This is a genomic window from Mycobacterium sp. PTI7 (assembly GCF_056679845.1).
In genome coordinates this window covers 3369970-3381955 of record NZ_CM155252.1, presented here as the reverse complement: position 1 = coordinate 3381955, position 11986 = coordinate 3369970, and the positions used below count along the sequence as shown (strand labels likewise).

The 11986-nt window shown below is 69.1% G+C and carries 11 protein-coding genes; 6 read left to right on the top strand and 5 right to left on the bottom strand.

What is annotated here, in order from left to right:
- The first annotated feature begins 139 nt into the window (after nt 1–139).
- Together AC1MEY_RS16210 and AC1MEY_RS16205 are read left to right on the top strand one after the other, a co-directional pair.
- Nucleotides 140–823 (top strand): TetR/AcrR family transcriptional regulator, encoded by a 684-nt coding sequence (locus AC1MEY_RS16210; RefSeq protein ID WP_480226518.1) that lies wholly within the window; start codon nt 140–142, stop codon nt 821–823.
- Nucleotides 820–1758 (top strand): R2-like ligand-binding oxidase, encoded by a 939-nt coding sequence (locus tag AC1MEY_RS16205; RefSeq protein ID WP_480226517.1) that lies wholly within the window; start codon nt 820–822, stop codon nt 1756–1758. The genes AC1MEY_RS16210 and AC1MEY_RS16205 overlap by 4 nt, the downstream gene beginning before the upstream one ends.
- Before the next feature lie 26 nt (nt 1759–1784).
- Here AC1MEY_RS16205 and AC1MEY_RS16200 read toward each other — a convergent pair whose 3' ends face one another.
- The gene (locus AC1MEY_RS16200) at nt 1785–2201 is read right to left on the bottom strand and encodes a Rid family hydrolase (protein WP_480226516.1); all 417 of its coding nucleotides are present in this window, start codon (nt 2199–2201) and stop codon (nt 1785–1787) included.
- Between the two features lie 92 nt (nt 2202–2293).
- Here AC1MEY_RS16200 and AC1MEY_RS16195 point away from each other — a divergent pair, with 92 nt between their 5' ends.
- Nucleotides 2294–2791, top strand: a complete 498-nt coding sequence (locus AC1MEY_RS16195; RefSeq protein ID WP_480226515.1) for a MarR family winged helix-turn-helix transcriptional regulator — start codon at nt 2294–2296, stop codon at nt 2789–2791.
- A gap of 75 nt (nt 2792–2866) precedes the next feature.
- On the opposite strand, the gene AC1MEY_RS16190 is transcribed toward AC1MEY_RS16195, so the two are convergent.
- The 3 genes from AC1MEY_RS16190 to AC1MEY_RS16180 form a co-directional block, all read right to left on the bottom strand.
- A complete protein-coding gene (locus AC1MEY_RS16190) occupies nt 2867–3262 on the bottom strand; it encodes a hypothetical protein (RefSeq protein WP_480231515.1) in 396 nt (131 codons plus the stop codon).
- A gap of 284 nt (nt 3263–3546) precedes the next feature.
- The gene (locus AC1MEY_RS16185; RefSeq protein WP_480226514.1) at nt 3547–4107 is read right to left on the bottom strand and encodes a hypothetical protein; all 561 of its coding nucleotides are present in this window, start codon (nt 4105–4107) and stop codon (nt 3547–3549) included.
- Between the two features lie 148 nt (nt 4108–4255).
- The gene (locus tag AC1MEY_RS16180) at nt 4256–4411 is read right to left on the bottom strand and encodes a DUF6131 family protein (protein WP_480226513.1); all 156 of its coding nucleotides are present in this window, start codon (nt 4409–4411) and stop codon (nt 4256–4258) included.
- 856 nt (nt 4412–5267) lie between these two features.
- On the opposite strand from AC1MEY_RS16180, the gene AC1MEY_RS16175 reads away from it, so the two are divergent.
- Complete coding sequence (locus tag AC1MEY_RS16175; protein WP_480226512.1) at nt 5268–6839, top strand: PE-PPE domain-containing protein; 1572 nt, start codon at nt 5268–5270, stop codon at nt 6837–6839.
- A gap of 3 nt (nt 6840–6842) precedes the next feature.
- On the opposite strand, the gene AC1MEY_RS16170 is transcribed toward AC1MEY_RS16175, so the two are convergent.
- A complete protein-coding gene (locus AC1MEY_RS16170) occupies nt 6843–7733 on the bottom strand; it encodes a glycosyltransferase family A protein (protein ID WP_480226511.1) in 891 nt (296 codons plus the stop codon).
- Between the two features lie 253 nt (nt 7734–7986).
- Between AC1MEY_RS16170 and AC1MEY_RS16165 the strand changes: the two genes are divergently transcribed.
- Nucleotides 7987–8403, top strand: a complete 417-nt coding sequence (locus AC1MEY_RS16165) for a YkvA family protein (RefSeq protein ID WP_480226510.1) — start codon at nt 7987–7989, stop codon at nt 8401–8403.
- Nucleotides 8404–8506: 103 nt separating this feature from the next.
- Nucleotides 8507–11974 (top strand): ATP-binding cassette domain-containing protein, encoded by a 3468-nt coding sequence (locus tag AC1MEY_RS16160; RefSeq protein ID WP_480226509.1) that lies wholly within the window; start codon nt 8507–8509, stop codon nt 11972–11974.
- The last annotated feature ends 12 nt before the right edge of the window (nt 11975–11986 follow it).

Here is an 11986-nt window from a genome sequence, read left to right as displayed (position 1 = left end):
TCGCCAGGTGCTCGTCCGCACCACGGGAGTTCACTGGCCGCGTCGCCGGTTCTCCGTATCCGGGTCAGCCCGCGCCGGCCCTTGACTGTGTCCCCGGTCACAGTAATATGACCACTGGTCATAGGGACGTGGAGGCGAGATGCCGACGGTGACGTGGGGCCGGCTCGATGGTGAGCGGCGGGCGGCGGTGATCGCAGCCGCCGAGGCGGAGTTCGCCGCGCACGGCTTCTCCGGTGGAAGCCTCAACGTCATCGCGCGCCGCGCCGGGGTGGCCAAGGGCAGCCTGTTCCAGTATTTCGCCGACAAGCGGGACCTCTACGCATTCATCACCGACGTGGCCAGCCAGCGCGTCCGCCGGTACATGGAGGACCGCATCCGCGACCTCGATCCCGGCCGCCCCTTCTTCGAGTTCCTCGCCGACCTGCTCGACGCCTGGGTCGCCTACTTCGCCGACCACCCGAGAGAGCGAAAGCTACACGCCGCAGCCAACTTCGAGTTGGAGACCGACGCTCGCGTCAGCGTCCGGGCCGTCGTACACCGCCACTACCTCGACGTACTGCGCCCACTGATACAGGACGCACGGACTCGCGGTGATCTGCGTCCGGACGCCGACGTCGAGACCCTGCTCTCACTGCTGCTGATGATCCTGCCGCATCTGGCCCTCGCCCCGTACGTGCGCGGACTCGACCCCATCCTCGGCCTCGACGAACAAACCCCCGAACAACCGGCGCTGGCCGTGCGCCGGTACGTCGCCGTCCTCGCGGCGGCGTGCCAACCCGTCCCCGTAGCGCCCGCGCCCGTCACCCAGGAGGTAGCACCATGACCAGAACGCACTCGGAATCCCTCGCCGCCGGCGGGTTGAACTGGGACAGCATGCCGCTCAAGCTCTTCGCCGGTGGCAATGCCAAGTTCTGGGATCCCGCCGACATCGACTTCTCCCGCGACCGTGCCGACTGGGAGTCACTCTCCACGCTGGAGCGCGATTGGGCCACACGGCTGTGCGCGCAGTTCATCGCGGGCGAGGAGGCGGTCACCCAGGACATCCAGCCGTTCATGGCGGCGATGCGCGCCGAGGGCCGACTCGGCGACGAGATGTACCTGACGCAGTTCGCCTTCGAGGAGGCGAAGCACACCCAGGTGTTCCGCATGTGGCTCGACGCCGTCGGGATGACCGATGACCTCCAGGGCTACCTCGACGATCTGCCGTCCTACCGGCAGATGTTCTACGAGGAGCTGCCGGCGTCGCTCGACGCCCTGGCCACCGACCCGTCACCGGCAACTCAGGTGCGGGCGTCGGCGACCTACAACCACGTCATCGAGGGCATGATGGCCCTCACCGGTTACTATGCGTGGCAACGCATTTGCATCGATCGCCACGTTCTTCCCGGCATGCAGGAACTGGTGCGGCGCATCGGTGACGACGAGCGTCGGCACATGGCGTGGGGCACCTTCACCTGTCGACGCCACGTCGCCGCCGACGACGGCAACTGGGGCGTGTTCGAGAATCGGATGAACGAGCTGATCCCGTTGGCGCTGAAGAACACCGACGACTCGTTCGCGCTGTACGACGAAGTGCCGTTCGGCTTCTCGATCGACGAATTCCAGCAGTACGCCGCCGACAAGGGCATGCGCCGGTTCGGCACCATCAGCAGCGCCCGCGGCCGTCCGGTGGCGGAGATCGACGTCGACTACTCGCCCCTGCACCTGGAGGACACCTTCGCCGCCGAGGACAGCCGCGTACTGGCACCGTCGGCCTGACTCGCACCCGACGCCGCAGGGCGGTGTCACTCGGACACGACGGCGCTCACCTTGATCTCGATCCGCATGTCCGGTGCGCCCAGTGCCGGCACGGCGATCTGCGTCCAGATGGGTGCGCGGTCACCCATGCGCGCGCGGAACTGTTCGACCATCACGCTGTTGTGGGCGTCGCCGATCGTCGTCGGGTGGTCGGTCACGTGGAAGGAGTCCACGGAGATCACGTCCCGCCACGTCGCTCCTGCGGCCGCGAGCGTCCGTTCCACGTTGTCGAACGCGGCGATGATCTCCTCGCGCAGCTCGGTGGGGAAGTTGACCTCGTCGTCCCATCCGCCCTGCCCGGAGATGTCGACGCGGTTGCCGATCCGGACGGCCTGGCTGTACCGCAGGTTGGCGAGGGCGTACTCGCCGAAGCCGGGGGTGACGAAGAACTCGGGTGTGGTCATGGCAGTGCCTTTCAGGTTGACTTCACGATTGAAGTCAACCGTACACGATTCAGTTCACGTGTGAAGTGATCAGGCGGAAGTATCGTGCTCGGATGGCCAAGAAGACCGATCCCCTCTCCGCGCCGTCCCCTGGCGCGGCGGACGCGACGTGGCTCGACGCCGACGAGAAGGAGGCGTGGACCGGACTCATCTCGCTGCTCCTCCTGCTACCCAACCGCCTGGAGGCGCCACTGCAGCAGGAGTCCGGCCTGACGCTGTTCGACTACCTCACGCTGAGCCACCTGTCGGAGGCGCCGAACCGCCGCCTCAGGTTGAGCCAACTCGCCTTCCTCGCCAACGGGTCGCTATCACGACTGTCGAACGTCGTCACGCGGTTCGAGAAGCGCGGATGGATGCGCCGTGAGCCCGATCCCGACGACGGTCGGTACACCACCGCCGTGCTCACGGACGCCGGCCTGGAGGTGGTCCGCGCCGCCGCGCCCGTCCACGTCCGCACCGTGCGCGAGGTGGCCCTCGATCCGCTGTCCGCGTCGGATCAGCAGGCGTTGGTGCGCATCGCCGCGAAACTCAAGGCGCGACTCCCGAACTGACGCGGGCCGACGTTCCGCCCGACGAGCACCGGCCCCCTGCCGTCGGGCAGGGGGCCGGTGTCGTGGTGGCGAGGGTCAGACGGCCAGCAGGCGGTCGAAGAACTCCCGGTAGCGCTTCAGTGCGATCCGCAGATCCTCGGTCGAGGCCTCTTCGCCGCGGGCCCACTGCTCCTCGAGGCGTGAACGGGCGTGGGAGAAGCTCGACGTCAGCTGGTCGACGACGTCGGAGACCAGGCCGTCGGCCTTCTGCACGCACTCCTTCGGGTCGTCGACGAAGCTGGCCTGGACGCTGTCCCACCGTGCGCGGAGCCCGACCATCTCGTCGTCGGCGAAGAGATCGTCCCCGATCGCCGACGAGGTTGCGCCCGCGGTGCCGGTGTCGGCCGTGCTCGAGGACACGCCCCGGACGTCAGACGGATCGGTCACCGACCCCTGCTGCTGCGAGAGGTGGTCGCCGGACGGCTGGCTCATCCGGTCGTCCGTCGAGTGGCCGAGACGCTCATCCGTCGAGTGGCCGAGACGCTCGTCCGACGGCTGGGCGAGACGCTCGTCGCCCGGCTGCGCCACGGTCTCCATCAACGGCGGCTCCGACGACGGTTGAGCGCCCAGGCCCGCCGGCTGGTCGGTGTAACCCGAACGCTGGTCGTACTCCGGTGCGGCACCCTGTCCGGTGAGGTGGTCCTGCCGGTCGGCGGGACGCCGATCGGCAGACGGGTCGAAAGACGGGTCGTAATCGGTGTGCTGATCGTGGGTGGTCATGCGCGTGCCTCCTGTGACTTGTCCTTCTCGGATTCGAGCAACTTCGTGAACAGTGCGCGGTAGTGCACGAACGCCTGGCGCTGCTGCTCGGTGCCGACGTCGCCCTTCTGCTGTGCGAGGTGAATGTCGTGTGCTGCGCGGTAATCCGCGACCACCGTGGGGTGGTCGACCGAGATGTCGGCGGCCTGGCGGTCGAAGTCGTCCACCGGGTAGCCACGCTCACGCATCACCTCCGTGACGAGCAGATCGGCCTCTCCCACCGCGCTCGACGGATGATCGACGAACGCGGTCTGTACGGCCCGCCACCGGTTGGCGAAGCCGTCGAGCGCCGCGGGGCTCAAGGGCCGGATGTCGAGCTTGTCGCGCTTGCGCTCCCGGGCGATCAGCTCCTTCTCGGCGGCCCGCTCGTCGCCGGCCTCGGAGACCGTCCGGTCGTACTCGGGACCGAAGCGCTGCTTGAGCCGGTCCGAATCGCGTCGGCCTCGGGTGGCGATGACCATCGCCACGATGAAGATCACGACGGCGATCGCGACCACTATCCATATCCAATTGGGCATTTCGACTTACCTCCTATGCTGAGCAGGGCGTACCCCGCAGGTTTTCGACGCAAACGTCAATACTTCTGGATCAACTCCAGAAACGTCCGAAGCCATTGCTGCGCAGGGTGTTTCGCGCGCAGCTGCCGGATGGACCGAAGCGCGTCGATCAGTAGTAGGTGCGTCGACCGCCGACTGCGCGTCCCATCGAGCCCAGCAGCGTCAGGATCAGCCCGACGACGACCAGGATGATCCCGATCGTCCAGAGGATGGAGATGTGCAGGAGGAATCCCGCGATGAGAAGAATGATTCCGAGAACGATCATGGCACTGCCCTTCTGAAGTCCTGCATGTCTGAAATCGGGCACTCGGTGCCCCATTCCCGGTCGAGCAGGTGCTCGGCGTGTGTTCAGTCGACCACCGCCAGGGGGTGCGGCACTACACCCCTAGGGGGTGATGCGAGCGCCTTTCCGCGGGACACCTGCATACCCCGGACGGGCGGGGGCGGATGCTGCCGACCGCGCCGCTCCGGGTGACGCGAATCGTGACGTCCGGTGCCGCGATGTTGCCGTTGCCGAATCCTGCCGACAGAATGCGCAGCGGACGCAGATGATGACCGGGCTTATGGTATTTGCCGCAATTGGAATTGATCATCGGGCACGTCAAAACATTCCATTGGTATTCATGTCTGGTGCATTTCCACGTCATTGCCGACGAGGCTCGACTCTCGTCGCGCCTGTGGTTCCCGGTCGGCGATCGGCGGTCCGCGCGGCGCTGTCGTGCGGTGTCGCCACCCGGTGGCGGCGTGTGGATCCGCACCGCGCCAGACATCTCTCATCTGCGGCGATACGAGTTTGCGCTGCGATCGTCGTCATTCTGCACTAGGTCGTGGCGACGGATGTCCGATGGCTGCGTCCACGCCCGCGAGCGGAATTGGCGGTAGCTGGCCGGTCGCGCGTCCCGCAAGACCAAGGCGACGATGGCCGACGCTGAATTGGCGAGCAGATCATTAGCCGACGTAGTAAGTTGGCGATGTTCGCGGCCGATGTGGCAGCGAATTTGCGGGCGACAGGGAATCGTCCGTCGAATGGGTTGACAATGTGGGGGGCGGCAGTGCTGCGTAAGAGAATCACTCAGGCGAGCGGGCATTCCGCCGAATGGACACCGCAAGCGGGGCGGACGTTGCGGCAGAGGATCGCCGCGGCCCTCATCGCGGCCGCGATGCTCATCGCAGCGCCCGGTGCGTACGCCGAAGCGCAGACCCGCATCGGCATCAACGGTGGTCGCCCGAGCGAGTGGCCGATCCTCAGCGACATCCTCGCCGGCCAGGGGCTGACCCAGCAGGGCTGGCTGGACTTCGCGTCCAGGGTCGGCGAGAACTGGTTGCCGGACACGACGCCCATCGGCCTGGACTACCCGGGCGGGTTCGGTCCCTTCTCGGGTCCCCAGGGCCTCACCACCGACCAATCGGTGGAGATCGGGCAGCAGAACCTCCATGCGGCCATCATCAAGGCGATCATGGACGGCGGTGGCGAGCCGATCGTCGTGGCCGGCCTCAGCATGGGGACGCTGGTCATCGACCGGGAACTGGCGTACCTGGCGACTGCGCTGGATGCCCCCGACCCCAGCAAGGTGACGTTCTACGTATTCGGTGACCCCGCTCGCGGTTTCGGTGAGAAGTACGCCAGCGGACTGACCATCCCGATCGTCGGCCAGACCTTCAATCCCATTCCCGAGACCAAGTACAACACCGTCGTGGTCATGGAGCAGTGGGACGGCTGGGCCAACCCGCCGGACCGTCCGTGGAACGTGCTAGCCGTCGTCAACGCCGTGATGGGTGCGCTGTACACGGTGAACGGCTCGAACGACCACTCCGCGACGGCGCTCGACAGCATGGCCGACGCGGTGCTCGTGTCCGAGACGACCAACTCCGTCGGCGGCAAGACGACCACCTACATGGTGCCGCGCAAGGAACTCCCGATCACCCGGCCGCTGCTGCAGCTCGGGGTGCCGACGTGGGTCGTAGACAAGATCAACGAGTTCCTGACCCCGATCATCAACACCGGCTACTCCTCGATGACGCCGAACCTCGGGCCGTACATCGATCGCGGCCAACTCGTGTGGGGCCCGCCGCCGCCTCCGCAGCTGCCGGCTGCACCGGTACCCGATGCGTCGACCGCCAAGCTGATGGGCGTGACGTCGTCGGCTGAGGTTCCCGAGCTCGCCGCCGGTTCCGCCGACCTCGAGCAGGTTGCGGCCGACGTGGCACCGGTCGTCGCCGAGGTGGCGCCTGAGGCCGAGACGAGTCCGGTTGTCTTGGAGACCGTTCCGACCGCGACGGAGATCCCCGCCGCGACCGAACCCGAAGTGACCGAGACCGCTACCGAGACCACGGTCGAGGAAACCGACGCGCCCGTCACCACGCCGGTCGACGACGCGCAGGAGCCGACTGACCCGGTGGCGCCGCCGAAGCAGCCCGCCCAGGGTTCGGACGTCGGGGCCAAGCCCGCCGAGGTCAAGGACGCCGAGGTCAAGGACGCGGGCACCGAGGACGCCGGCGCCACGAAGGCCGCTACCAAGGCCGACACGAAGGTCACCTCCAAGAAGGTCACCGCGACGACGGACGACGCGCCGGCCAAGGAGAAGACACCGGCCCGTGAGAACGAGCCGGCTCGGGAGAACGCTCCTGCCAAGGACGACGCACCGGCGAAGGACGACAAGCCGGCGAAGGCGGAGTCGAACGCCGGCGAGTAGCGGTCACGCCGCAGGTGGCCGGAACTCCTTGGTCAGGTCCGCGGGCGCGCGCATGAAGAAGGGGCGGCGGGGGCGGAGGTCCGGCTTCAGCGCCCGCGGACCCAGCGCCGACCACAATGTCGCCGCGCGGCCCTTGGACGATCGGATGCCGAAGTCGCGGGCGAGGTGGTCGCGGTAGGGCAGACCTGGGCCGAGAAGCCCGCCGCCGGAATGGTTCTCGCCGGTGTCGACGTGGTACACCGCGCCGGCGAACGGCAGGGGATCCAGTTCGCGGCCGCGTGCCCGCCACCACTCCAGGGCGTACCGGTGGTTGCCGAGGATGTCCTCCAGGTACTCGCCGAAGGCGTCGGCGAGGACGTGCTGCGACGCGTCCACTCGGAGATCGGAGGGCACGTCGAAGGCGTCGAGCGGAATGATGAACGACGTCCCGCAGACCCGGAACAGCCTTCTGCGCAGCGCGTAGGCGTTGCGTGACCGCGAATAGGTCCACCCGCGCCGCAGGACCCAACCGGGGCGCCCAGGATGATCGCGGACGTGAGCTGCCAGGTCGCGATGGACGAAGTCGTCGGCGTCGACGAGCATCACGTGGTCAGCGCCGAGGTCGCGTGCTGCAATCAGGCCGGTGCACACCTTGGTGCCCTTGTCCCAGATCGACGGCCCGAGACCGGTTTGCGCAGTGCGCTTCTCGGACGGTGCCGGGAAGTCGACCTGGACGAAGTGGGTGCGGTCGGGGAAGGGGAAGTTCGGCCTCCGGTTGCCGACGATGACGACGAGATAGTCGTCGCACGTCTGCCGCGTCATCGAGGCGACGGTGTCCCGGAGGAGGGCCTCGACGTGGGCGTAGTTCGAGGCGTTCTGCGGATGCCGGATGGTGGTGATGAACGCGAGCGTCACGCGTCCGATCCGATCGTCGCAGTGTCAGTCCGTGCACCGTCCATCGCCGCCGCAACCTCTCCCCAGAGCCTGGGTGACGTCGCTCGCGGCACCGAGGTGTCACGCTAGCGAACCCTCGGTCGGTGCGTCGGCCCACCGTCGGTACCGCCACGGACCGCGGCCGGCTCACCCGCCGAACTGGGGGTGACGTTGGCGTGGGATCGCGGCGAGACGGAGGCGACACGGACGCGTGACGGGGTCCTAGGCTGACGACGTGTGGTCGCACTGGTGGCTCGTCCCGGTCGGCGTCCTGGCAGGTCTCGCCCTCGTCTGGGCCGTCCTGGTCGTCGTGCTCTGGCGCACCAAGCCCGACGAGACCGGGATCCGCGACGCGATGCGACTCCTCCCGGACGTCCTGCGGCTCGTCAAGCGTCTCGCCGCTGATCCGGACCTTCCCCGTGGCGTACGCATCCGGCTCGCCCTACTGCTGGCGTATCTGGCGCTGCCCATCGATCTGATCCCGGACTTCATCCCGGTGCTCGGCTACGCCGACGACGCCGTCATCGTCGCGCTGGCGCTGCGGTCGGTCACCAAGACGGCCGGCCCCGCCGCGCTCGAGAAGCACTGGCCGGGAACGCCCGACGGCCTCGCCGCCGTGCGGCGATTGTGCCGGTTGAGCGAGATCGGATGAGTCTCGCGGCGCCGGGCCGCCGGTAAAACGGGATGCGCCCGACCACCGCCACTGCGTAGCGTCCACGGCGATGCCCACGACGATGGAAGGGAAGGTCTCGCGCGTGTCCAGGCAGCGTGACGACGACCTGGACCGCACCGTCGACTGGCGTCGACTGCGGCGCCCCGGGGCGACGATTGCGCTGCTGGCCATGATGTTCGCCGCAGTCCTCGTATCGCTCAGCACCGTCGTCATCGGTCGACTCGCCACCGAACCCGTGTGGAGCACCGTCGGCGTCCTGGCCGCCTGCCTGCTCGGCTACGCCGTACTCGACACGCTGGGACGCACGACGTGGGCGGCCATCTCCGATCGCGCCGAGGGCCGGCTGCGCGGCGACCTGCTCAACGCCGCACTGGGTCAGCCGCTGAACCGACTGTCCGAGCAGGCCGTCGGCGAGGTGCTCGACCGCGTCGACGACGACACCCACGAGGTCGGGTCACTGGTCCGCTCACAACTGTGGGACGCCATGCGCACCGTGTTCTCCACGCTCCCGATGTGGGTCGTCGCCGGCTCGACGTGGTGGCCGGCGTGGATCGTCTTTCCCATCGTCGGACCGCTGACCTACCTGGCGATCCGGTCGCTGCTCGCCCAGTTGAACGAACGCAAGGTCGCCGAGGAGGTCGCCTGGACCGACCACGCAGCGGCCCTGGAGGAGTCGATCGCCGCACGCGACGATCTGCGCACCAGTCTCGGGCAGGCGTACGTGTTGCGCCGGTGCGCCGAACTGTCGGGCGTGGTGCAGCGGAGGTTCCTCGCCGTCGTCGCCGTCGAGGCACGCATCACGCTGCTCGCCGGTGGGCTGCTGCACGGCCTGCTGGGTGGCGTGGTGGTGGCAGGCGTCGCCCTCGTCACCGACGGCGGGCTCGACGTCGCCCAGCTCATCACCCTCTTCCTGGTCAGCGCCACCCTGGTCAACGAGATCGCCCAGCTCGCCCGCCAGCTGCCGGAACTGCAGGCCGGGATGGGCGCGGTGATCCGGCTGCGGCAGCTGCTCGGGAGCGATGCGGAACCCGTTGGCGGCAGGCACCTTCCGGACGGCGATCTCGACATCGCGTTCGACGACCTGCGCTTCGCCTACCCCGACGGGACGTTCGCCCTCGACGGCGTCACGGTGCGCATCGCAGCCGGGACCACGTGCGCCCTGGTCGGCCGGACCGGATCGGGGAAGTCGACGCTCGCGTCGCTGACGTCCCGGGCCGTCGACCCCGGCCCAGGAACGGTGTTCATCGGCGACGTCGACGTCCTCGACCTCGATCTGCAGGCGCTCCGGTCGGCGGTCGGTGTGGTGACGCAGCGCACCGAGATTCTCGCCGGGACGCTGGCCGAGAACGTCGCGCTGTTCGCCGATCTGCCGCGCGAGCGCGTCCGGGCCGCGATCGGAGAACTCGACCTGACCGATTGGGTCGACGGCCTGCCCGGCGGCATCGACACCCTGCTCGGCCCGGGCGGGACGACGCTGTCGGCGGGGGAGGAGCAACTCGTCGCCTTCGCCCGCCTGCTGGTGCGCGACGTCCGGATCGTCGTGCTCGACGAGGCCACGGCGCGCATGGATCCGCTGACCGAGGCGCGGGTGGTACGGGCGGCCGACCGACTGCTCACCGGCCGCACCGGAATCCTGATCGCCCATCGCCTCTCGACGGTGGCGCGCGCAGACCAGGTGGCCGTCCTCGACGCCGGTCGCATCGTCGACCAGGGCCCGCTCGCCGACCTCGAGCGCAGGCCCGGTCCGTTCCGCCGCCTCCTCGACGCCCAAGGCGACGACGAGTCGACGTCGACCCGCGTCGTCCACCACGCCGCGATCGGCGGGATTCGCCGACAGGGGCCGCCACCACACCTTCCCGACGTGGACGGCGGACCGAGCCTGACCCGCGGGATCCTGCACCTCGTCCGGACGTATCCGTCCTGGGGGCTGCTCGGGTCGGCGCTATTCATGCTGACGGGGCTGCTGGGGGCGACGGGTGCGATCAGCGGATTCCTGTGGGGGACGCTCGTTCAGGGCCTGCGGGACGGCGAGCCGCCGGTCGCACTCACCGTGGCCGTCGTCGCCAGCATCGTGGCCGAGCCGTTCGTGCTCACCGTGGCGATCCGCCGGTTCCTCCCGTGGTGGTCGGCATGCGTGTTGCGCATCCGGATGAGCGTGCTGGACGCGCAGACCCGCCAGCACCGGCTGGTACGGACCCCGCCGGGCGAGGTGGTGTCGCGGGTGCTCGACGCGGACCGGTTCATGCGGTACGCCGACCGGTGCAACGACGTCGTCAGCGGGCTCGTCATCGTCGTGATCGCCTCGTTCCTCGGCGGCACGGCCGTCGCGGGGGCCATCCTGCTGGCGGTCATGGTCGCGGCGGCGGTGACGTCGGTGGCGGGCAGGCCGCTCGCGGGCCGGTCGGCGGCCGCGGCCTCGGCCACCCGCGCCGACTTCGGCCGGTCCCTGGTGTCGGTGCTCGAGTGCGTGCGCACCGTGAAGCTCGCCGCGGCCACCGGCGACGTCCACGCGCACCTCGACCGCGTCGACTCGGGGCGAGTCGGCGCGGCGGTCCGCGAGCACCGGGTGGAGTCGATCCTCTTCGGCGTGCCGGTGCTGATGGTGCAACTGGGGGTCGTCGCGACCTGGACCGTCTACCTCCTCGGTGGGTGGAATCTTGCTGTAGCACTGTTGGTTTCGGGTGCCGTCGCGGGATTCGACTACTTCGGCAGCGTGGCGGGCGCCGTGGTGACCCAGGCGCCGGGCACCCGTGCCTGGCAGCTGGTGACCAGTCGATTCGCGGGCGGCGGCGACCTCGTGGACGTGCCGCCGGGTGTCGACGTGGTGGCGGGTACGGCGCCGCCGCCGGCGTCCCCGACGCGAACGCCCCTGCAGCGCCTGGAGCTTCGGGACTTGACCGCCGTGCACGACGACGGCACCCGCGGCGTGGTCGGCGTCGACCTCGTCGTGGAGGCCGGCGAACTGGTGCTCCTCCTCGGCCAGGTCGGGTCGGGCAAGTCGAGCCTGCTGTCGGTGTTGTGCGGATTGGTCGCCCACACCGGCGTGATCCGCTGGAACGGTGCCGCCGTCACCGATCCGCAGACGTTCCTGCGGCCGGGCCGGGTCGCGCACGTCGCCCAGGTCCCGCGGGTGCTGTCCGGTACGTTCGCCGACAACCTGCGCCTCGACCACGACCGCCCCATCGACCAGGCCGTGGCCGACGCCCGTCTCGCCCCAGACGTCGCATCAGCCGGCGGGCTCGGCGCGCTGGTCGGACATCGCGGAGTCCGTCTGTCCGGCGGGCAGATTCAGCGCCTGGCGCTTGCACGGGCGCTGGCAATCGAACCCGAACTGCTCCTCGCCGACGACGTGTCGAGTGCGCTCGACGCCGCCACCGAGGTCGAACTGTGGACGGCGCTTCGTGCCCGCGGCGCCACCGTCCTCGGCGCCACGTCGAAGCGCGCGGCACTCGTCCGGGCGGATCGCGTGGTGGTCCTCGTCGACGGCGAGATCGTCGCGACGGGCCCGTGGGCGGACCTCGCTCCGTGCTGGAATCACCTCGCCAGCTGAGTCGCTCCTGCT